Origin of the sequence: Gottfriedia sp. NPDC057948 (assembly GCF_042887255.1) — a bacterium.
GTDB lineage: Bacteria > Bacillota > Bacilli > Bacillales > Bacillaceae_G > Gottfriedia.
In genome coordinates this window covers 23,180-46,381 of the sequence record NZ_JBHVPN010000027.1, presented here as the reverse complement: position 1 = coordinate 46,381, position 23,202 = coordinate 23,180, and the positions used below count along the sequence as shown (strand labels likewise).

Annotated in this window: 18 protein-coding genes and 1 pseudogene; 1 reads left to right on the top strand and 18 read right to left on the bottom strand. The window is 34.1% G+C overall.

All coding sequences use genetic code 11. From position 1 onward, the window contains the following. Positions 1-344 precede the first annotated feature (344 nt). The 5 genes from ACFVRR_RS23115 to ACFVRR_RS23095 form a co-directional block, all read right to left on the bottom strand. Positions 345-1,562 carry an MFS transporter gene (locus tag ACFVRR_RS23115; RefSeq protein ID WP_387333033.1) on the bottom strand — a complete coding sequence of 406 codons (1,218 nt, stop codon included), beginning with the start codon at positions 1,560-1,562 and terminating at the stop codon, positions 345-347. A gap of 913 nt (positions 1,563-2,475) precedes the next feature. Continuing rightward, entirely contained in the window at positions 2,476-3,615 is a 1,140-nt protein-coding gene (locus ACFVRR_RS23110; protein WP_387333031.1) for a Ger(x)C family spore germination protein, read from the bottom strand. Next, positions 3,612-5,036: a spore germination protein gene (locus tag ACFVRR_RS23105; RefSeq protein WP_387333029.1), complete on the bottom strand. Its 1,425-nt coding sequence runs from the start codon at positions 5,034-5,036 to the stop codon at positions 3,612-3,614. Before ACFVRR_RS23105 ends, ACFVRR_RS23110 begins: the two co-directional genes overlap by 4 nt. After that, positions 5,033-6,118, bottom strand: coding sequence for a GerAB/ArcD/ProY family transporter (locus tag ACFVRR_RS23100; protein ID WP_387333027.1), 1,086 nt, complete (start codon positions 6,116-6,118; stop codon positions 5,033-5,035). The genes ACFVRR_RS23105 and ACFVRR_RS23100 overlap by 4 nt, the downstream gene beginning before the upstream one ends. A 234-nt stretch (positions 6,119-6,352) precedes the next feature. After that, complete coding sequence (locus ACFVRR_RS23095; RefSeq protein ID WP_387333025.1) at positions 6,353-6,952, bottom strand: TetR/AcrR family transcriptional regulator; 600 nt, start codon at positions 6,950-6,952, stop codon at positions 6,353-6,355. 182 nt (positions 6,953-7,134) lie between these two features. Here ACFVRR_RS23095 and ACFVRR_RS23090 point away from each other — a divergent pair, with 182 nt between their 5' ends. Then, positions 7,135-7,575 carry a PaaI family thioesterase gene (locus tag ACFVRR_RS23090; protein ID WP_335489741.1) on the top strand — a complete coding sequence of 147 codons (441 nt, stop codon included), beginning with the start codon at positions 7,135-7,137 and terminating at the stop codon, positions 7,573-7,575. Between the two features lie 417 nt (positions 7,576-7,992). On the opposite strand, the gene ACFVRR_RS23085 is transcribed toward ACFVRR_RS23090, so the two are convergent. The 13 genes and pseudogenes from ACFVRR_RS23085 to ACFVRR_RS23025 form a co-directional block, all read right to left on the bottom strand. Further along, the gene (locus tag ACFVRR_RS23085) at positions 7,993-9,105 is read right to left on the bottom strand and encodes an NADH:flavin oxidoreductase (RefSeq protein ID WP_387333023.1); all 1,113 of its coding nucleotides are present in this window, start codon (positions 9,103-9,105) and stop codon (positions 7,993-7,995) included. 390 nt (positions 9,106-9,495) lie between these two features. Then, positions 9,496-10,416 carry a hypothetical protein gene (locus ACFVRR_RS23080; RefSeq protein ID WP_387333021.1) on the bottom strand — a complete coding sequence of 307 codons (921 nt, stop codon included), beginning with the start codon at positions 10,414-10,416 and terminating at the stop codon, positions 9,496-9,498. A 115-nt stretch (positions 10,417-10,531) separates the two neighbouring features. Then, complete coding sequence (ltrA, locus tag ACFVRR_RS23075; RefSeq protein ID WP_387333019.1) at positions 10,532-11,776, bottom strand: group II intron reverse transcriptase/maturase; 1,245 nt, start codon at positions 11,774-11,776, stop codon at positions 10,532-10,534. Between the two features lie 548 nt (positions 11,777-12,324). Further along, positions 12,325-13,167 (bottom strand): annotated as a pseudogene (locus ACFVRR_RS23070) (reverse transcriptase domain-containing protein); the annotation flags it as partial. A 1,561-nt stretch (positions 13,168-14,728) separates the two neighbouring features. Then, entirely contained in the window at positions 14,729-15,562 is an 834-nt protein-coding gene (locus tag ACFVRR_RS23065) for an MBL fold metallo-hydrolase (protein ID WP_335489748.1), read from the bottom strand. Between the two features lie 1,111 nt (positions 15,563-16,673). Then, positions 16,674-17,471 carry an enoyl-CoA hydratase/isomerase family protein gene (locus ACFVRR_RS23060; protein WP_387333017.1) on the bottom strand — a complete coding sequence of 266 codons (798 nt, stop codon included), beginning with the start codon at positions 17,469-17,471 and terminating at the stop codon, positions 16,674-16,676. A 176-nt stretch (positions 17,472-17,647) separates the two neighbouring features. Next, positions 17,648-18,748: an alkene reductase gene (locus tag ACFVRR_RS23055; protein ID WP_387333015.1), complete on the bottom strand. Its 1,101-nt coding sequence runs from the start codon at positions 18,746-18,748 to the stop codon at positions 17,648-17,650. Positions 18,749-18,823: 75 nt separating this feature from the next. Continuing rightward, the gene (locus ACFVRR_RS23050; RefSeq protein WP_387333013.1) at positions 18,824-19,126 is read right to left on the bottom strand and encodes an ArsR/SmtB family transcription factor; all 303 of its coding nucleotides are present in this window, start codon (positions 19,124-19,126) and stop codon (positions 18,824-18,826) included. A gap of 348 nt (positions 19,127-19,474) precedes the next feature. Then, positions 19,475-19,834: an SDR family NAD(P)-dependent oxidoreductase gene (locus tag ACFVRR_RS23045; RefSeq protein WP_387333037.1), complete on the bottom strand. Its 360-nt coding sequence runs from the start codon at positions 19,832-19,834 to the stop codon at positions 19,475-19,477. A gap of 3 nt (positions 19,835-19,837) precedes the next feature. Next, a complete protein-coding gene (locus ACFVRR_RS23040; protein ID WP_387333011.1) occupies positions 19,838-20,179 on the bottom strand; it encodes a Rossmann-fold NAD(P)-binding domain-containing protein in 342 nt (113 codons plus the stop codon). Positions 20,180-20,532: 353 nt separating this feature from the next. Continuing rightward, a complete protein-coding gene (locus ACFVRR_RS23035; protein ID WP_387333010.1) occupies positions 20,533-20,784 on the bottom strand; it encodes a hypothetical protein in 252 nt (83 codons plus the stop codon). 856 nt (positions 20,785-21,640) lie between these two features. Further along, positions 21,641-22,744, bottom strand: a complete 1,104-nt coding sequence (locus ACFVRR_RS23030) for a GerAB/ArcD/ProY family transporter (protein ID WP_387333008.1) — start codon at positions 22,742-22,744, stop codon at positions 21,641-21,643. Positions 22,745-22,764: 20 nt separating this feature from the next. Beyond that, positions 22,765-23,199: a Ger(x)C family spore germination C-terminal domain-containing protein gene (locus ACFVRR_RS23025; protein WP_387333035.1), complete on the bottom strand. Its 435-nt coding sequence runs from the start codon at positions 23,197-23,199 to the stop codon at positions 22,765-22,767. Positions 23,200-23,202 lie beyond the last annotated feature (3 nt).

Sequence of the window (23,202 nt, the reverse complement as noted above, 5' to 3'; positions counted from 1 at the left end):
TAAAACTAAATAACCTGCCCCCGATAAAATATCGGGAGCAGGTTGCGGCATAGGTGTTTTTTCTGAAGTCCCAAAAACAGGGTTCAGACTAATTTGAGAACAGGTTTTTGATTGTTATTTTTCTAGGATAGCTCAGCATTTTAATTACTCATATTGTTTTTAGCATTTTCTAGATTATAAATTGAATAATGATCCTAATTGATTATTACTTGCTGTTGTTCCATCAAACCCAGCAATAATTAAGTACCTCCAATGAATAGTTCGCTATTTAATGAAGAAAAAGATAATAAGACTATAAAGTTTTAACAAAATCAATTTAATTTAAGTATAAACTTTAGACATAATTATGAAGCTCTTCTTATACCTGTTGAAATCACTAATTTTTTGAAAATTTTTTTATGACGATAATATACATAAGTTGCTAGTATAATACTGATTATTGCAATTATAAAATCTAACCAAAACACAACAGTAACTCCGATATTTTTTACTAATAACCCTGTAATATAAGGGATTACAATGAACGCAGAACTTGATGCAGTGCTTACATAAGCCGATATTGTCGCTTTATTTTTAGGGAAGAACTCGACTATTACTGTAATACACAATTGAAATAAACCTGCAGTTGAAAAACCTATAAGAAAAGAACTTATTATTAACAAAATTGGTTGTTGGCTAAATAATAATACCAATAAAGATAATGAAGTTAAAAATGGATACAAAATTAATATTAATATTGGACTTACAAACCGATTGATAACTATTGCAAGTATTAAAACGGAAATTAGTGATCCAATGTTGAAATAACTCAATAACTGAATAGATTCAGTTCTACTCATATCAAGTTTATTAATACCATAAGTTGGGAGCCAAACTTGTACGATCATAAATAATGTTGTGGTTGTAAATCCCATAAAAATGGTAGCTAGGCCTTCCAACCAAATATTTGGTTTTGTTCTAAATCGATCTTCTTCATTGATGTTATCTTCATCATTCTTATTAGATTTCTTAGGAAAACTAACCGAAGATAAGAAACTTCCATTAATCAAAAAGATAAATGCAAGTATAAAAAATGAAAATCCGTAAAAAATTTTGTGATTCATAAAATATGAAATTAAGATTGGAAGGATCATTGCTCCTATTGATATAAATGCTTTTATTAATACAGTTGATAATCCTGTATTTTTTGGAAATGCTTCAATAAGTGCAGGATAAGCGCCAGAGTCTAATATTGAATTACTTACCCCAGCAATAATGGCAAGCAAAAACGCTAATTTATAAGAAGGTGCTAGTGGAATACCAATCAAAAAAATTAGATATAAAAATGAGGCTGTTACCACAAGTGGTTTCCTGCCAAATTTATCTGAAAGTCTACCAGATACACTTAAAGTGATTAATTTTCCAATCCCTATCCCTGAAACTAAGAAACCTATTCCCGAACTATCCGTATTTAATTGTGTTGTTAGAAAACTCATATTAGATGAAAAAATGATATTAATCATACCTAAAAGAAAGTAATTAATATATAACCCTATTGTCATACCAACATGTTGAGTTTTCATATAAAAACCCCCAATCTAAATTAATTATAATGAGAATCACTTTTTGAAAAAGTGCTGAAAACAAGATTGTCCTTACTATAAAAAAATCTTTAATTCGAGATATTAAATTAAATTTTTGCTTTACTATCTAGATGGTAATATTTAAGTCGAAATTATTAAAAAGATAATTCCAACGTTTTTATTTACTCATTTATAAAATTAAATTTATCTTTAATTCGAGATAATTTTAATGCTTATCGACTTAGTTGTCAATAACAAGCTGCAATTCACCGCTTTGCTTACCGGTTGGTTCTCAAGCTGCATATACGATACGCGAAGCTTATACCAAACGGCTTGAAGAGGTCAACATATGGTTAGAGCGTTGTGCTCAATCTGACTAATTGAATAATATGTTGAAACAGCAGTAGCTATCTAATACTTTCTTTTTAGCGTCATTTAGCCGTAATAATGGATCAGTAGCTATTACGTGAAATGCCCCCCAATTTTTAGACACAAATAACAATTGGAGGTGCATTTTTTGTGACCAAAATTTGTTTGAATTGTGTTACCTACCTGCGATAAAACGATTTTAGAATATTAACAGTAAACACATTTGTGTCAAAGCAAAATAATAAGTCGTATAAGCATTTTTAATGAACTTTTTATCCAAGAATAAGCTTAGGAAAAATTGGAGGAATTGAAGCAGTTTCTTGATCTTTACTTTTTCAGCATCTGAGATATCTCTTGAAAGCGATTACCTCTTCTCCCGCTGTAAATGTGTGAGTACATATTTTTACAATTTTGAACGAAAAGTGAACTCATTTGTATTAAACAGAATCATTATTTTTATTGGCTTTGTATTATTAATAAAAAATAGACCGCTATAGTTACTACAAAGGGATATTTTATTCAGTTCACCACTTTAATCTAAACTTTATTCTAATTCTCCCCTATCTTTGAGTATAACCTTTACTTTAATAGTACCAAGAGAATGGGAGGTTAATGGATATTTATCTTTTTTAGTAATTGATTTCCAGGATTTATAATTATTTCTATACAATTCTTCTTCTAAATGAAGTACATCTAGCTTTTTATTTATTCCTATCAAAAAAGTATTACGGATTTCCTGTTCTATCTTTTTTTTCACTTCATTTTTTAATACTTTATTGCTGAATTGGGAATTTAACTGATTCGCAGTTGCATTTACTTTTATTTTCAAATTAAATTTTGGAGCACCTGATTTGTTAATCTTAGTTTGAATTTTAATATTTGGTTTTTCAATTGGAAGCAATGCTTTTAATTTTCCGTTTTTTTCGTTAAGAGAAAGTGGTGTACTCTCAGTATTCTGATCAACCCACCGCAATCCTATTAAATCGTCTTTTGATATCCATTGTGGTTTTTTCCCTTTATAAAACAAAAAAGCTCCATTCACATTCATCATTGGCATATTTTTATCATCTTTTTTCCAAAGTTCATCATGTATTCCAATTGTTGGTACGACAATTGATGCACTAGGTTCATTAATAAGTGCAGCGAATTCAACGGTTTTCATCGGTGAAATTAGTGAATGTTGTTCATAGTTTCCATTCGGTAAATGTAATAACGTCAAAATAGGTGAATTAGGAAGCATAGGTTCTACAGCAAAAATTTTATCAATTGGTTCTTTTGTAGTATAAATCCAAGGTGTAATTCTAGCATCTATAAAACGCTCCATTGTATCCATCGATTCTGCTACTTGTTTTTTCCCTAAAGCTGCTTCACTAAACACAACGGAACTAATTTGACCAAATAACGTCTTTTGTTGGGTGCTATTGTATATTGCGTCCCAAGCCAATGCAAATGTAGAACCCTTTCCTTTACCAATCCAAATATTAGGACCTTCTGTTCCACTACTTCCTTGCTCAGATTTACCAATAGTTGCAAAATCCAATACTTGAAAATATAAAACAAATTCATTATTTACATAATCTACGCCTAGAGCTGAAACATATGTTAGTTGACTTAATTGTTTTTGATCCCAACATCCTGTTAAAAGTAAAATTGGAACAACTAGTAGTATTAACCTCCGTTTCAATTTGACTCATCTCCCTGTTGTCCAAGTTTTGTATTTAAAAATTTGGGAGTTTTTCTCATAAATGGTTTTGGAACTTGAATAAAACCTTTTATGTAGTCACTATCAAATGGATTATCAAATGAAGACATGTATGGCACTCCAAAAGATTTCAACGTTGAGACATAGATTAAAATAAGATAAAGAGCAAGAACTAAACCAGGCAAACCTAAGACACAAGCCATTAAAATACAGATTGCTCTCATTAATATAACTGCACTTCCAAAAGACTGGTTTACAATTAAGAACTGAGACATTAATGTGATTGCAACAATAACAACTCCATTCGGAGAAGAAAGTCCCGAACGAATCATAGTATCTCCTACTATTAACCCTCCTACCACCGTAACAGTTTGACCTGTTGATTTTGGTAATCGCATACCTGCCTCGCGCAGTATTTCAAATAGAATAATTAATATTATTAACTCCATCCCTGCAGAAAATGGGATACCTTTACAATTAAGTGAAATTGTTGCAAGTGCTGGAAATGGAATTTGGTCTTGATGATAAGTTGCCATTGCGATGTAAAAACCGGGAAGTAAGACTGATATGAGTAAACCTAGATATCTTAATACTCTTTCAAATGTCACAAAATAATATGGCATGTACATATCTTCAGCAGATTTAAGTAATAATTGTAAATTTATAGGTGCTATTAATGCCGCTGGAGCACCATCTATTAATATACAAAAGCGTCCTCTTTGCAGTGACTCGACTACCATATCTGGCCTAGTATTATAATTTAAAGATGGGATAATCGAATATGGAGATTCTGATAGAAGTTCCTCAAGAGGAGAAACACCATTTAGAATATCTACTTCTATTGAATTAAGTCTTTTTCTTGCTTCCGCAATAATATCCTCATTTATTACATCTGAAAGATAGAGTAACGAAACACTAGTATTACTTCGTTTACCAATCTTGAATAATTCATTACATAAAGTAGTACTAGGTACCCGTTTTCGAATTAATGCCACATTTGTTTCTAGAGATTCTGTAAATCCATCACGAGCACCTTTAATTGAAACCTCATAAGTGGATTCCTCAGGTTGACGTTGTGGAATTTTTGATATATTCAAAGTACAAAGCTCACCAGTTTTTTCGAAAAATAAAATTAATTCACCAGAAAAAACTTTCATTGTAATTTGTTGCTCAGGATTTTTTTCACTACAATTGATTTGTGTAAATTGTAAAGTATTATTTTGGAGATTAGGTAAAACAAATTGGTTCATATGGATGGTATCAATCATTCCACTAGAATAGACAAAAAGCACTCGTTCACTTTTCGTACCATTATTTATGATATGAACTTTTATTTGCACATCGGCACAGTTGTTAAATAGTTTTCTTATTTTTTTTTCACTTATTATAAATATGAGACTCATCCCCCTTTTAGTTTCACCTTAAATTTTAAAACAAAGAGTACGAGTAAAATTGTAATGCAAAAGATAACTGGTACAAAAATAAGGCTATAATTATTTTTTACAATAGTAATATAACTTAAATCCGTAACTGGTATACAGACGACTACTAATAATACAAAACTTAAAGACCATAACAATTTTTTTAGCGTTTGTTTTGATCTAATATTTAAAATATCTACACATAAGTACATACATAATGAAATTCTAATAAAAGAAGATGACATAAATTGATAAATAGAGATAAAGTCTACATGTTGAATAAACTGACCAATGCCGAGAAGTCTCCATTGATCAAAAACAGGATAACGCATTTTTTCTGATAATTGAGGACCAAATAAAGTGATTGAATAAAATAATGGAAAAAGTGAGGATAGTAAGATCCATATCCCTAAAATAGTTAAATGCTTGAATTTAACTCTCTTTTTGATATGTTGTTGAATTAAAAGCAAATACAAGATCTCTATATATCCTCCTGCAATAGAAAAGCTACCTTTAAAAATTGGATTCCAACCATTCTGTAACATCGGTTTCACCCAATTAATGTGCATAAATTGGATATTTGCACCATCTAGAAAAAACTCGAAAAAAATTATAAAAGGTAAAAGAAATACTGAAATGAAAGCAATGGATGTTATACCAGCATAAGCACAATAAGTGCAAATTAATAATAGACATAATTCAATAACAATTATTGGTGTTTTCGGTAAGTACATTATTGTGATCCAATCAGAGGTACTTTTTAAAGTAGTATATGAATTAATCAATAAAAAAGCTAATATGGGAATTACGATTATATAATATGCTAAATTTCCATATCGCTGTTTTATAAGATAGGTGATGGATTTTTGTTCTGTTTTTATCATGATGTAATATAAAATACAAAGCCAGACTAATAGAGCTGGCAAAGCGATAACTACCGATATCCAAGCATCTCGACCTGCGATGTCAAGTATTGCTGTCATCAACATAAAATGGTGGAAGAATACACTGGAAAGGAAGACGAGAATTAATGCTGCACTAATTGAAATTTTATCATTATTCATTTTTCAAGCAATCTCCCCTTTTTCTACTTGTAATTTAATTCATAAACATGTATATATTTTCCATTGATACAACAAACTATTCATCAAAAAACTGCAGCCGTACCATCCAAGAAGATTGGTAAAAGCTGCAGTTTATTTTATAGTTATCAGAATTTAAATAAACTACTTTATTAATTTGATTGTTTCAAAGGGATAGCTTCTTGTTGGCTATCGCTTTTTCTTTCTCCAGATCTTTTAATTATTCGTCGTTTCAAGTTTAATAAGATAATCTCTTAAAAAGCCAATAGAGCGGTTTATATAAATGGTATCATAATATAACTTTGTCATCATTAGAGATCCTTCAATTGTGGAGATAAATATAGTTGTAAAAGTTTCAGAATCTATCGTAGGGATAATTTCTCCGTTTTTTATCCCATTTCGAACTATTCGAAGGATCATTGAATATAAATCATTCATTGCCATTACTGTCGCCTCCCTTAAATCGGGATGTGCATCATCTGACTCGATCGCTGCATTTAAGATCGGACAACCTCCAGGAATGGGCTTCCCATCTGCTAAAAACAAAAAAACATCAAGTATAGCATTCAGCTTATCGATAGTAGATTTTTGGTTTTCAATTGCTATTTGAAATGTCATGGACATGGTTTTAATTGAGTAAGAAAATGCATCCAATGAAAGTTCTGCTTTACTTTTAAAGTGATTATATATTCCTCCCTTTTCCATCCCGGTTTTTACCATGATAGTAGTAATAGGAGTACTCATATAACCTTGTGTATTTAATAGTCCAGAGGCTTTTTCAATAATCATCAACTTAGTTCGTTCGCCTTTTCGCATATTTGTCCTCTTTTCTGAATTATTTTTCAAACTAAATGGTCTGTTATATTTAGTATAACTCTTTAAGTCTTCAAAATCACATGATTTTATCTGAATATTATAATTATATTGACAAATCACATCTATTCAAATGTATAATAAAAACAGACCGTTTTGTATATTTTTAATGAGAGGGTGTTAATATGAGTAAAAAAGGTTTAGACATGCAAAAAATTATGAATGGCGAGGTTCCACCGCCGCCTATTGCAAGGTTAATTGGTGCGGAACTTGTAAATGTAGAAGAAGGAAAAGCGGTTTTTGAATTACAATGTGATACAGAAAAACATGCAAATCCTATGGGAACAATCCACGGTGGGATTTTATGCGATATTGCAGATATGGCGATGGGTGTAGCCTTTGCGAGTACATTAGAAACTAATGAATCCTTTACAACCGTAGAACTTAAAATTAACTATTTAAAACCCGTCTGGAACGAAAAAATTATAGCAAAAGGCGAGGTAATGAAAAGAGGAAATACTATAGGCTTAATTAAGTGTGATGTTTTTGATGAAGGAGGTTCCTTAGTCGCCCATGCTTTAAGCACTTGTATGATTCTTCGAGGAGAAAAATCAACAGGTAGATAGGAGTATAATTTTAGCATAGAAATTAATGGTGTTAAGATGTATAAGTTATATGATATATAGTGATTTAGATTCTTACCTTAATAAAAAGAGGGAATTTCATTCCCTCTTTTTTACATATTAATTCGATATTAATAAAACTTTTTCATCACAATAGATGACAACTGAACACGATTTTGATTGCAAATGAACAACCAAATCACAATTGTAGTTGTTTGGTTTCTTTAATTGTGACTCTTGCTCTAAACAAAAAAATATGCAGTTCTCAATGTGCGATGGTAAAACTCCAATAGCAGATGCTTTAAATAATTTATAAGAATTCTTTGCTCATAAGAGTATAGAAAATTTTCAAAAAAAGGCGGCTTATCAATTTTAGCAACATGCCTGTTTTTTATCAAAGAGAATAGTAACTCCTTGTATTTATTTCAAAATATTTAAAGCTTCCTTCGTAAATGAACGCAGTTCTTCGGTATTACCTTCACGAATTTTTGCTACCCAAGCCGGATCTGCTAGTAGTGCTCGTCCAACGGCCACAAGATCAAACTCTTCTCGCTCAAGACGGTCGATCAGATTATCGATATCTGCCGGTTGTCCACCCTTACCTTCCGTGAATAAGTTCATGATCTCTGAATCCAAACCAACTGATCCGACTGTAATTGCTGGTTTACCAGTAATTTTACGAGCCCAGCCAGCCAGGTTAAGGTCTGATTCCTCGAACTCTGGCTTCCAGAATCGTCGTGTAGAAGCATGGAAAATATCTACACCAGCCTCAGACAGCGGTTGAAGGAAAATTTTCAATTCATCGGGAGTCTTTGCTAGTTTGAAATTATAGTCGGTAACTTTCCATTGAGAAAATCGGAAAATAATAGTGAAGTTAGGACCGACAGCTTGACGCACGGCTTTGATTACGTCTACAGCAAAACGTGTGCGACTTACTAGATCACCACCATATTCATCTGTACGCTTATTGGTTACGTCCCAGAAGAACTGGTCTATAAGGTATCCATGAGCGCCATGTATTTCCACTGCATCAAACCCAAGTTTCTTAGCATTAGAGGCAGCATTTGCGTAAGCTTGAATGAGTTCTTGAATCTCTTCGACGCTTAACGGTTCAGATACCTTTTCACCAGTTAAATTGATACCTGATGGACCGATTGGATTGACATCTGAATCAGGAAAATTTTTCTTTTCGCGCGCCATACCAGTGTGCCAAATTTGTGGAGCAATTTTTCCTCCAGCCTCATGTACTTCCTTAACAACTTGCGCCCATCCGTTAAGAGCTTCTTCACCATAAAAATGTGGAACATCAGGTTCTGCTCCAGCTGCAGGATGCTCAATTAGAGTACCTTCAGTGATAATTAAACCAACTCCGTTCTCAGCTCGTCGTCGATAATATTCAGCTACATTGGAACCTGGAATCCCATTCGGTGAAAACTTGCGGGTCATTGGTGCCATAACAAATCGATTTTCAAGCTTCAATTCTCCAATTTCAAATGAGGTAAATAATGGTTCAACAGATTTTGTTGATTTCATAAAATTCTCTCCTTTTTAAACTAATAAAAATAATCAAAAGTAGTCTCTGCAAGGAGTAGGACACTTATTCTAACTACAATTTTTATTGGATTTAGTTTAAATTCATTTTGTAAAATATTGAAGTCCCTTTAAACAATATATAAATAGTTATAACAGATAAAAAAATTCCTTTTTCTATCAATTCACTTTCCTCCAAAATTTCAAATAAAAATTAGCCTCCAATATTTATTGTAGACATTCCTAATTCATACAGATAGGTAAGGGTTTGAAGTTATCGCTCCCTTTTCCCCCTGTTCACACCGTACAAGCGACTTTCACCGCATACGGCGTTCCAACTAATCCAATTTATTCTTTTCTATGTATTAAGCAGACGAGTGCTTTTCTTCCAATTTAAATTATTTGATTTTGACATCTAATTCGTAAAGTATTTACTTTTTCCTTCTGAATACGAGTAAGCTTTAAGGATTTCAAAAGGGTTTCTATTTTATCTTTATCTTTTAGATGAAGCAGTTTATGTATAGCTTTATCTAAAATAATAAGATTTGAATAGCTATCATCCTTTGAAAGATGATAAGGATTAATGTGATGACAATGCCATTCACTTATCCCTAAATCCATTCCTAATATGGCACATTTGCCATATTGGGCAATAAATTTACTGATTCGATTGTCATTGTATTCAATTGATCGATTTGGAATGTAGTTTCTCATGATGTAAGTAAGTATATTTCTATCGATAGCTTTTAAGTTGTTATGTATTTTCGCTCTACCTTCGGCAGTGAAGTTACATATCGTTTGTGTAAAACAGTGTGGTAATTTCCACCGTTGGGCATGGATAGGGACAAATACCATTTGCTGTATCTTAAATAATTTACTTTCATAACCTTTGTACCTTTTCTGTAAGGTCTTAGTCATATCATGAAAACTTGCCTCTGTTCTAATATTCTTTAATTGATTGTATAACGTTTTGCGTAGATGATAGTTTAACTTATTTAGATTAATAGTAATTTGAGAGGCAACAGAATAATAGTTTTGGATTCCCATTACCACGGTATTAAAATTCCAGACAGTCTGAGTGCCAGGTTTTTTCTTAACCAGTTTTATAGCTTCCTTTATCTTTTCGAAGGCGTTGGTTTTTGCCTTCTTCGACATTTCAGACCTTGCTACATACGTTTTTCCTTTTCGCATGGCTTTTACTGAAAAGCCCAGAAACTCGGAAGAGTTCTTCTTTAAGTTGATAATTTTAGATTTCTCTTCACTGGTTTCTAGATGTAGTCTGTTTTTTAGGAAGTCTTTCAATGCATAATTCATTTTTATTGCCTGTGACCTTGTCCTACACATTATCTTAAAGTAAGTAGACCAAGGGTACCTCCCCCTTAGTCTCTCTCAGAACCGTACGTGAACCTCTCGGCTCATACGGCTCCCATCATCCAGCCGTTGGTAATATCCCTAATTTCCAGTGTGCAAATAATTTTCTGTCTCTTTTCGCAATGCTTCCAAGCCAATACTCTGCTCTGCGTCTGTGTTTTCGTTTCTTGTATTTCCTACGAACCCATTTAACTATGCAAAGGTTGATGTGACGAAGTACACCATACATTTCTGATTTATAGAAATGCGTGTAATAGTTAATCCATCCTTGTATCTTCTTGTTAAACATATTTGCGATATCCCATAAGTCTTTATCTACTTTTAGTTGGAGCCTCCAACTTCTGACTTCTTTTCGGATTGCTTTCTTCGCTTTCTCAGCTATTGCTGGAAGAAAGTTCGTAAAGAACTTTCCGAATTTGTTCTTTGAGTGTCTTGGTCTGAATGTATATCCCAGAAAATCAAACGAAATATTGGGGTGATTCCCCTTTCGGTCATCGTCTTTACAGTAAACTATTTTGGTTTTCTCAAGATTTAGTTCTAATCCAAATAGCTCAAATCTTTCTTGAAGTCTCTTTTGTAGATATTTTGCTTGTTTTAGTGAAACACAGTGTGCAATTCCATCATCGGCATATCTTGCCCAAGGTACTGATTTGAATTCTTTTTCCATAAAATCATCAAATGCATAATGTAGAAACAGATTCGCTAGTACTGGACTAATAACTCCACCTTGTGGTGTGCCCGCAGTTCTCGGTTCTAATGTGCCATCTTCCATTTGAAACGGTGCCTTTAACCATCTTTCGATGTATAAGATAATCCATTTCTCCTTGGTATGACGTTTTACCATTTCTATCAAATAATCATGTCTGATATGATCAAACAGTCCTTTGATGTCGAACTCGAGTACCCAGTCTTTTCTCCAACATCTAGTTCTCGTTATTTCTAACGCTTGTATGGCTGATTTATTTGGACGATATCCGTAAGAATCTTCGTAGAAGATAGGTTCTACTGTTGGCTCAAAGTATAGTTTTGCGACCATTTGTGCAATTCTATCTTCCACCGTAGGAATACCTAGTATTCTAGTTCCTCCGTTTTTCTTTGGAATCGCAACTGCTCTTACTGGTTTAGGGATATAACTTCCTGATGACATACGGTTCCATATTTTATAGAGATTATCTTTCTTATTTATCTCAAATTCTTCTATGGATTGTTCATCTACTCCGTATGTTCCACTATTTGCTTTCACTCTTTCAAATGCTGTTACTACTGCGTTTTTAGAGATATTGAATGGCTTTGTTTCTTGCATAAGCTCCTCCTCCTCTCAAAGTTGACTTATCCTTGAAACTGGATAATTCGGGTTCTTCGCTCCATTTCCATTACAGAAATTTCATCACTACTACAACCCAATCTGCCCCCATGACTGCATTGGTACTCTCTTCTTACGGTTCTTCCGCTTGAATTACTCCCTTGTCATCAGTCCGTGGGTTCCCACGTTCCGTACAAACGCCTATGTTATGTTCATGCCACCTTTATGCCGCCCACCGCTTAGACAGTAAACAGGTTTCCTCTAAGCTTATCCCAGATTAACGACTACCCCCTGGTTTTGATGGAATCTCTACGCTTTCGACATTTCCGTAAGTGGTTCACTTGCTCGTTCATCTCCATAACACTCACTTGACAATTCTTGATTGCCTTTTCCTTAACGCTCAATACCATAGCTTTTGACTAAAGCACCTTAAGGTAGTTTGAAACCTCCACCTGCATGGCGATTTCGGCGGACCTACCGCCATCATTTGTACAGCGTAGCTGTCTTCAAGTTGCTTACACAACTTGGACGCGCTTTCGTGGCGCACAATCGTCCGCGTAGCGAACGATGAAGCACTCTTTCAAAGTTGTTTTCTTTAAGGACTTATACTTGCTGCCATTGCTTAAGTAAATATGGTTACTTTCAAACGTTTCCCATTGTTTACTTATCCACCAATCCAACTCATTTAATACAATGTTGGAAAGTAGAGGAGATAATATTCCTCCTTGTGGGGTACCTCTTGTAGGAATACCTACACCTTCAATCTCTGCTTTTAACAGTTTAGATATAATAGAAAGAAGTGGTTTATCCCTTATGCCTAGTGACCACATTTGCTTTAGTAATTTACTATGATTGACGTTATCAAAAAAGCTCTTTATATCTACATCTATACAATGGTAGACCCCAACTCTATTTATAAGAAACTCGAATCTAGCTTTCGCATGGTGTGTGCTTCGATTTGGTCTGAATCCATAACTATGTTTATGGAATTTCGCTTCACATATTGGCTCTAAAATTTGAAGTATACATTGTTGAAAGATTCGGTCCCAAATTGTTGGAATCCCCAAAGGTCTGGTTTTTCCTTTTCCTTTCGGAATAAAAACACGCCTTACTGTTTGGGGCTCGTAACGTCTGAACATTGCTTGAACCTTTTCTATTACCTCTGTAACTGACAGATGTATAATATCATCAATCGTTAATTTATCTGTTCCCGCAGTTTTGCTACCTGTATTTCTTTTAATGTTTCGGTAGGCAAGTCGAATATTATCTTCAGAGCACATTAACTCTGTTAAATCATAGAAGTGATGACCACTGACACTTTGGGCATAAAGTATGTCAAAACAAGTTTGCATACTGTAATATTCACTGTGTCTCAGTTTCTCCCGTTTCAATAAGTCGGTTGCTCCTTTCGAAGTTAAACCTCTTTTAGTCTCACAAGAACCTTATTAATCGATAAAGAACTGCCTTACATGGTTGAATAAATCTTTATTAGTCTAGTGGCTATCCCTCCATGTGAATTAAACATTTCATAGGTACTGTGCCACCACTTTCACTGATATAAAGACAAGTTATACAGTAACTAGTATCATTAATGTTTTCCTTGCCAACGCTTCAATAGAAGTAAGCCCTCCACGTTATCAGCTTACAATGTTGAATTATATCTATTATCGAATGAACTTAGGTGCTTCCTGTAAGCCTGTTAGCATTCATACGCCTGTAACGTATCATGGATTTTCATATTAGTTAGTCTTACTCATCCACATCTAACCTCACAATTTGGTGATATACACATTTCTATGTATCGCAGGTATAGACCCGTACATTCGGAAGTTCGTCAGCTTAGCCTTTGTTGTTGGCTTATTCGCATTCTCACCATATTCTTTCAACTCAAGCATCATGAACTACACCACTCCATCGAGTAGGCTTTCGCCAGCCGAACTGGTACGGTAATTTCTCACGCCTTTTCGCCGAGCTTATAACACGATCATTCTTACTTAATCCAGTGCTATCCGACTAAGAGAGAACCCTTCAAGGCGTTACCCAATCATTTGATTCTTCGATATAATCCTTCAATTCCGAAAGGAACTGTCTAGCCTTTACCAGAGTAATGTGAGCATTCTCCATTTAAGCTAGAAACATTTCGCACAACTAATCTGCCATTTAGCCACTCATGCAGCGCAAGCGCTGCAACACAGAGAATGAATATTGTTCACCATGTCTACACAATGTTTAATGGCTGGCGAGGAAGGTCTTTGCACTATGGTGCCTTAGAGCCCATCATTTAGTCTGACTCCGACGACCACTGTGTACCACCGACTGTCGCGCTAGCCTCATTTTTATTAACTATGAAAGGAAGGTTTTTGTTTTCCGATTTTCTAAACTGAATACGATTACCTAAAAGGCTCAGCCTTTTTTTAAAAAAGTTATTTATGAGTTTATTTTTGTATGCCCTTTTTTGGTTTTATGGAGAATTTAATTTTCATGGGAGTGCATTAAAAAAGTTGCCATTGGCAACTTATAATCTTTAACTAACACATGCGTAGTTCAATATGGACTTATATAACTTATAAATTAACTGTATGGTTTTTAGGGAGCGACAAAAGCAACCAGGGCGGATCAGTCGGGACTGTATCAGCAAAAGCAAAAGGCTCGCAAAAATATCGTGTGTATCTATAATGGGATGGCGGATGGCTCAGGCTATATTGCAACAAAAGTTGAACCTGCTTCATAAAGGTAAATAAGATGTACCTAAGGGACATCCTCAGGCTGTCGAGAAATACTCGACAGCCTACTTTAAGTCATTTATTCATTGGGATAATCGTTTTATGCTGGTATATTTGCTGGATTAATCACATTTGTTGGGGTTATTTTAGCCATATTCATTATTAAAAATTACTAATACTTTATTCAACATAAATTAAAAGGATCTGTCCAATAAGCCCTCAATATCTTTTAAAATAAATCGGGTTTTCGTACATTATTTTCATTTATTATCGATGTGACAATGTGTAGTGAATCCCATTCTCCGCTTGAAAATTTTATAATTGGATATTTTTTTGGAAATAGCTTATTACGGATAACTTCAACTGAATCCCCTTCTTTTTGTAAGGTTAATACTTTATGCTTAATAGATAATAAATAGTCACGTTTTCGTTCAAGCGCTGCGCGACCATCTTCTACAAACCCTACATGGTTGCAAAATACATCTTGAAAATCATAAGTTAATACTCTCTCTAATGAGTGAATAATTGAAGGGATACTTTCTTCTGCTAATACGACTTTTGTCCGTTCACTGACAAATAAATCTCCTGTAAATAATTGACCTGTTTCTTGATTTAATAGCGCTTTATGATCAAAAGCATGACCAGGTGTATCGATTACTTTCCATGTCGCATTTCTGGATGTAAACGTTTCAGGCATAGCCTTAGCATGAAACGGCTTTCGTCTCCCCCAAAAGAGTTGCCTATATAAAGGATAATCTGCACGTTGTGCACAATAATCAATTGTTTTTTCATTTAAATAAATTGGTAGTTTCTTAGTTTTTTCAATATAAGCGGCACAACCTGAATGATCTTCATGAGAATGAGTTATCATTACTTGATCAAAATCTGCTTGGTCAATAAAAGATTCGAAATATCTATGTAAGGACTGCGATCCAGTATCAATTAATACACCATCCACTAAATAACTGTAAACATTTAATGAAACACTTTGAAATTCAACTTCTCCATTCAAGTAGGAGACGCCATTTTTCTCTCCTAAGTATGATTTTTTCTTTAAAAACATCACCTTTCATCTCCTTAGTATTAAACTAAAATTTACATTCAATTAGTCATCTGTAGTAACGATATATATAATACGTATAAAATCCAGACTACAGTTACCTCCATTTTAATATTTTTAAATATTCTGATTTTAACTTTATCATACAAATGAATGAATAACCACTCATTTTCCTTTTTGAACTAAACTGTCATTTAGCCACTCATGCAGCGTAAGCGCTGCACCACAGAGAATGAAAATTGTTCATCGTGTAATGTTTAATGGCTGGCGAGGAAGGTCTTTGCACTATGGTGCCTTAGAGCCCATCATTTAGTCTGATTCCGACGACCTCTGTTTACCACCGACTGTCGCGTCCTATATGGGTAGCACTCATGGGAGATTAATCCATTTTAAGGTTGTCGCGCTAGCCTCATTTTCATTAACTACGAAAGGAAGATTTTGATTTCCAATTTTCTAAACTGAATAAAATCAGGGAGTGCATTAAAAATGGTACTACCGAATTAGTCGCGCGTTGTTCAATTAATGCATGGATTAGTTGCATTAGGTTTTGTCCTTTTTTAGGAACCAATTAATAATGAGAATTACCACTAATCAATTTGCTTGCTCTGTAAGTAAGCCTAGTTTCAAAAAGCCCAGTAATTCGGGAACTACTGGGCTTTTGTTTGTGTTATCTAAATATGTTATAACTTCATCTTAAAGCCGAATCTTACAAGTATTGCCGCTACTTGGCCTCGAGTAATGAAATCACGTGGAGCGAGCTTGCCGTCTCCCATTCCCTGCTTCCAACCCTCCTGTAGCACATACAGCAACATCTTCGCCATCCTTGAATATCGCTAAGAGGTCGTCATTTCCTCCTTCAAGCACAACCCCCGCCGCTCTAACAATCATAAGAATGGCTTCCTGACGGGTAACCGGATCATTTGGACGCAAGAGGCTCTCATCTCCCTGGACCCAGCCGAGAGCAGCCGGCTCTTCTACATCCTTATAGTACCTGTTGTTTGTTAAACTCATATCGCACGTAAAGGTTCAAATGCTGGCATGCAACGGGAGAAATTTGTTTCAACACATCTGAATCTTGACCATGGCTCTCGTTGGCGGGTTTCCCCAACTTCAATTATTTTAAATCCCCTAAATGTTGACCTAAATGAAGCTCGAAATCACCTCGTTGACCAAAGCCCAGTGCCATCGCCTTTGAAATTTTTTCTTGCGTATTTTGTGACATGGTTCTCGTGATAAAGACGGATCGGGATTCCTGCAATTCTGAGACTTCAGGGATTCCGGTACGATTAAGGAGCTGCTTGACGTCACTTAGGATCTGTTTATCGAATGCCGAAATTCTTTGAGCCAAGTTTTCCACATAACAGTCTAATTCTGCTTCGGGAATCGCTCTGTTAATCCATCCATAGCGTTCTGCGGTTTGGGCATCGTAGTCGTCAGCGCTAAGGACAATCTCAAGAGCTCGCGAACGTCCCGCCAAGCGGGTTAATATCTCCATGCCACCGCCTCCTGGTATGGTGCCGACCGCGACTTCAGGTTGTCCGAAGATGGCCTTCTCTTTGCTGGCGAACCGCATATCGCAGGCAAGCGCAAACTCGCTGCCGGCTCCTCGGGCCCTTCCCCGAATTTCAGCTATGCTGACAACCGAGGCCCTAGAAAGACGTGCGCTGAAATCAATAACTGGTGGATACTTTTCTCCAGCACGCGTTATATCAACGTGGGCTATGAAATACTCAGGATCTGCGCTGTCGAAAACAACGACCTTAAGATGAGGGTCTGTCTCGATTTGATCCATGAGCGTCATTAGCTCAAACATCGTATCTGGATTAATTAGATTAATGGGCGGGTTATGAAATGTAATACGCCAATAACTAGGCGTTTTGCGATTTACGGTAAATTGATTGAATTTGTTCATGTTATTAGCTCCTTAGGCGGTTTTTATTTCCGTGTGCACGGTTTCGTTTTCTTAAGATTTTACATAGTATCCCTATTCCCCTTCTGAAATATATATCAAGAGGGGGAATTCTTTTCCACATTATTGTCGATGTAGATGCTTATATCTTTTACTAAATCCATTTCTATTCTAGTGCTTTAAATTAGTGTATTAAGATGCTTCTTAGCATCGTATTCTTCCAATTCTTCACCATTTTTTAAACGATGAATAAAATCAGGATTAGAAATGAATGGACGTCCGAAAGCAGCGACATCAATTATTCCCTCTTCAATCGCCTGATTGGCCATTTCTGGGTTTAATGTACCAACCCCAATAATGACACCATCCCAATATTTTCGGACTAATTGATGCATCGTTTTTCCATCTGAAAGCACTCGATCAAATTGCATAATCGATGGGTGAATCATTGTTGCACCCGCTTCCTTAAATGCCTCAACAAATGTACGAATGGCCATTTCTGGATCTTCCCACATGTAATTTGGTATATCTGCTTTAAAAGCAGAGAATCGGATCATTGTTCGTTCTGTACCGATTGCGTCGATAACTGCTTTAATTACTTCCTTCATAAACGTTAATCTTTGAGCAAGGTCACCACCATATTTGTCTGTACGATGATTTGTTATATCTGAATTAAATTGATCAATTAAGTATCCGTGGGCACCGTGAATTTCCACACCGTCAAAACCTGCTGCTATTGCATTTTTCGCAGCTTGCGCATATTGATTGATTACTTCATTAATATCTTCAATTGTCATTTCTTCAGGAACATCATATGGCTTACGGAAACGAGAGACAAGGCCTTCAGCTGGAATCGCTGATGGTGCTTGAGGAGGCAGATTTCCAGCAAGCTCGTGATGAGATAAACGACCAACATGCCATATTTGAGCGATCATTGTTCCTCCCTCTTTATGCACAGCATCAGTTACTTCTTTCCATCCCTTAATTTGTTCGTCCGAATAAATGCCCGGAATTCCAGGAATGCCTTTTCCACGTGAACTTATGACCGTTCCTTCTGAAATGATTAAACCAACTCCATCGGCAGCACGTTTTCTGTAATATTCAACAATATCCTCTCCTACTACTCCTGTTTGATCATCTGCAAAGGATCTTGTTAACGGTGCCATTGCGATTCGAGAGCGTAAATTCCAAGCTCCGATTTTTATTGGTTCAAACAATTTACTTTCTAAACCATTTTTTAAATTTCCCCAAGAATTTGTTTCATTGCTAATTTGACTCATTTTTTCTTCCTCCATTTTTTATTTCTATATTTCTAGAAATACTGAAATTTAAAATATAATTTTATCGCTTTAACATTAAAGTAAAGCGGGTGCGTATTGTGCAAGTACTTCTCGTTGTAAACTGTAATATCTAAAGGTTCCTTCTTTGTAAACTGTTAATAATCCACAATCTAGTAATGGTTTTAAATGGTGCGTTAATGTCGAATTGGCAGGACCTTTTAATTGATTTGACATTTCCTGGCAAGATAACTTTGATTGCCTAGCAAGTAATTTTACGATTTGTAACCGAGTTGATTCACCTAGTGCCTTATAGATTTTTACTGCATTATCATCATGTTTAACTTTCTTATCCTCTAGTAGTGAAGGTGCTTTAAACAAATCTACTGAATTTTGATAATCAAGTACCCATGATATTAATTCTCTGTATAACTCTTCAGAGATTTGGAAGTCATCAATATCAAAATTCCAATTACTCCGAGCCCACGAAATAGGATCCGCTAAATCTGCTTTTAACTTATATAATTCATTATAATTACATTTATTTTTAAAAATAATGATAATCCCCTTTCCTCATTTATTAATTTGTTCATCTACATTTTAAATAGTTATATTAATCATACTCTTAAACTAATTCATGCGTTAGTTCAATTATGAAAATTTAATAAATAATCAAATAACCATGTATTTTTGGGATATTTTGTTTTTTAAATACTCATGTTTATAAATTTAAATCAATTTTGGGTAAATCGCTTTTACACCACCAGATAAGCGTTGTTGTACGATTCGGCTCATATCGTCTGCTATAATTTCATAGCTATCGGCTTCGATATCGTCGATTGCAATCTTTGCAATGTCAGCAGGTTTAGACTTTGGTCCTGTAACTCCTGTTGTCATGTCTGTGTCCATATAACCTACATGTAGACCAGCAACACGAATATTTTTAGAAGCTAGTTCTAGACGTAATGAATTTGTTAAACTCCATTCTGCAGATTTGGCTGCTGGATATGCACTACCTTCGTTCAAGCTGCTCACCCACGATAAAACAGAAAGGATATTAAGAATTGTTCCTCCACCATTATTTTCGATAATTTAAGCAAAGGCACGAATCACGCCGAGAGTTCCGAAATAATGAGTATCCATCGCTAATCTGATTTTATCCATCTCACCGTCAAGCAATGAAGCCCCTGTTAGTGATCCAGCGTTATTAATTAATAAAGATACATCACTAGCAATTTCCGCCGCTTTAGCAATTGACTTTTCGTCTGTAACATCTATTTGTAATGGAATGACACTTGGAAGGTCAATCATTACCGGATTTCTAGCTCCTGCATAAACCTTTGCTGCTCGAGAAAGAAAGTCAAATCTATCGTTACTTTTAAGTTGATTTGAAATTATTAAATATTTAATTGATCCTCGTTTTTTTGAGAACAAACATTCTTAAATCGATATAATTCCCTAATTACTTGTAAAAGAAGTATCCGCAACATTCTTTCTAAACTATTGAATGTACTTCGTGATTTCCTTCTTCCTTCGAACTTCATATTATCATTACGAGAACGAACAGTAAAGAATTATTTTTTACCATTCGTTCTCATTTTTATAAACTAAATAAAGTTAACTGTTTTAGTTAAGTCTTTTTAAATTATGCTATTCTTACAATTTTTTTTTTCACTATTTTCATTACCATCTATTTTTCTATTACCATTTTCATCTAAATGAGGAGTAGGTTGTTCTTCAGTAGATGTTAAATTGAAAGTACATGTTACTGCCTTACTCTTTCCAGATCAGCTTGTTGCGATAATGTTAATCTTTATGACATTTCCAGGAATAATCCCACTTATTCTTGTGGATGTTCCCTGTATCTTTTGAGTTCGTACTTTACCACCATTCACACTATAACTAACTTCAAAAAAAGTTGAAGGTATTAATTCTTTAGGACATTTCCAATTCAATGAAATATTGCTAATAACAGAATCAAAATGTGCGCTCACACTTTTAACTGGTTCCATAATTTTGTCTTTTGGAAGATCATCCATTTTTTTTGCTCTCCAGTAGCTTCTAGCATATCTCTTGCGATATACTTCGCAATATTTGTAGATGATTTACTTAGATATTGATCTTTTTTATTTTTTTCATATCCCGTCCAGACTGACACAGTGACATTTTATACAGATTACGTAAGAAATTAGGTAAATACGGTCAAAAGATTGTTTCTGTCCCTCGATATGGTTATATGTTTGAGGATATTTAATAGATTAAAGAAATAAAAACTAATGAAAAAGAGTGTAGAATTTTTTAGAATGCTACACTCTTTTTTGCAAATAATTGTATTTCCTTTTTAGTTATAATAATAATTAACTAAAAACATATTCTTATTTTTGATTATTTATGTAGTTTATAATAGATCAGCTCTTACTTTTTTCTCTAAAATAGTTAATTCAATATAAATTGCAATAAAAGAACACAATGAACCCAATACAAGAATTATTGCGCATATATATACAGGTAGAATTAACAGAGTGTAGCCTAATATAGCTCCAACAACTAATAATAAATAAAACATTACAATTCACCCTTTTTCACATTAATCAAATTAAATCAAAATCGTCTATAAAAAATTATTATGTACTCATGTAAAGGTAATACTTCATGCATACTTACTCAATATCACATTGGTAACAAAACACTAACATTTTAAAATAATTGATTATTGGACAAAAGTTGGGCATATTCCACCACGACACATTTTTGATTTAAGACCGGCAATACCGCATGGATACTATAAAGAACGGTGTTAGTTCGTGATGATTCATTATTAAAATTTGGTAGAATTAAAAAAAGAGCTTTATCAGCTCGATATATAAAGTTATGCAAAATCAAATTTAAACTATTTCACCCGCTCCTATCGGCTTTTTTAAAAGCTTGAAAGACCATGTAAATAATAAACAAAATTGGTATATAAAAATAAAGAAAACTAGAAGTGACATATGTCATGAAAGTCCCTATTTTCTCCACATCCAATTTACTTTTGACACTGATCACCATGAAATAAACAATTATTATTGTGAACCATAAAGACTTTCTAGTTTTAAATTTAAACGATTCTTTTAAAATTCGGAACGCTCCCCACAATGCCATACAACAAGGAGGAAGAATTACTAAGAGCCATAAGAAAATATATACATATTCAAATCTTTCTATAAATGGATAGCGAATAATTTTTGACATCATGAGGGTTGGCCAAGTTATATGTTTAAGTTGTCCATGACTAAAGTAAGCAAATGAAACGAATGTAATAAATAAGTATAAAATGATTGTATACGCTTGTGAAATATGTGCCCATTTTTGAGATTTTTGATTATTTTTAATAAATGGAAAGTAAATTAGCAAAAACTCAGGTCCAGAGTACATCAGAATACAATTTTTTGCTGAAACATAATAGTCACTTATACTATGATTAAAAACTGGTAATAAATTCGTCCAATATGCATATTTTAATGGAAAGTAAAATGTTAACAATAAGAGAGAAGGAATGATTACTCCCCAAAAACAGATTCCTGTAATGACTCTAAATCCCCCAATGACCAAATATGTGATAACAAATAGCATAATAAGTGATAATAACCAAATTGGAAAATATGGAAAAACCCAAGTAATAAGAACTGCTATATAGGACCTAATGATCGTTGTAATGACTAAAAGCATGTAAACATAAAAAAAAGTATTTAATATATTTCCTATCCATTTCCCAAATAATTGTTGGTGTAAAGACATAATATCTCCATTATTCGATTTCTTTAACAAGTAAAACATTAACCAAATAATGATATGAAAAGATATACCCACTATTAAAACCGAAACCCATGCATCTTGTCCGGCTCCTTTTACTATTTCATTTTGAAAATTCAGCAAGCCAACACCTGTTTGGGTACTATGAATAAGAAATAATAAAAAAAAGGGAGATACTGTCAGACTTTCTTTTAATTGTTTACTCATAGACGGATCTCCTTCACTTTTTACTCGCCAATCCCGGATTGAAATAATACAACTTTTACATTCACATCAAAATCAATAGTTGGATACACCTTTTCATAAAATTCCTTTTCGTTCCATTTTTTCGAATGTGCTCGTGCTAAATCACCTATACCTAAAGGATCGACTTGATGTTTTTGAAAGGTTAAAAATAGTTTTTCAAAATCTTCTTTCATCTGTTTTTCTAATTGATTATTTAAAAATAGATTATTTTTTCTTTTCATTAAATCTAGCCAAATTGGATAATCTTTTACCATCCCATTTAGAGTAATATCAAATTTCACTTTTGTTTTTGTCTTATTAGTTTTAATTAATCTTTTTTCATCCCCATTTAAAATCGTTAATATTGCAGAATCATTTTTCTTCCCCTTCTGAATACTAAATTCTGTTTGCCCTCTAATTACTCTTCCTCTTAATATTTT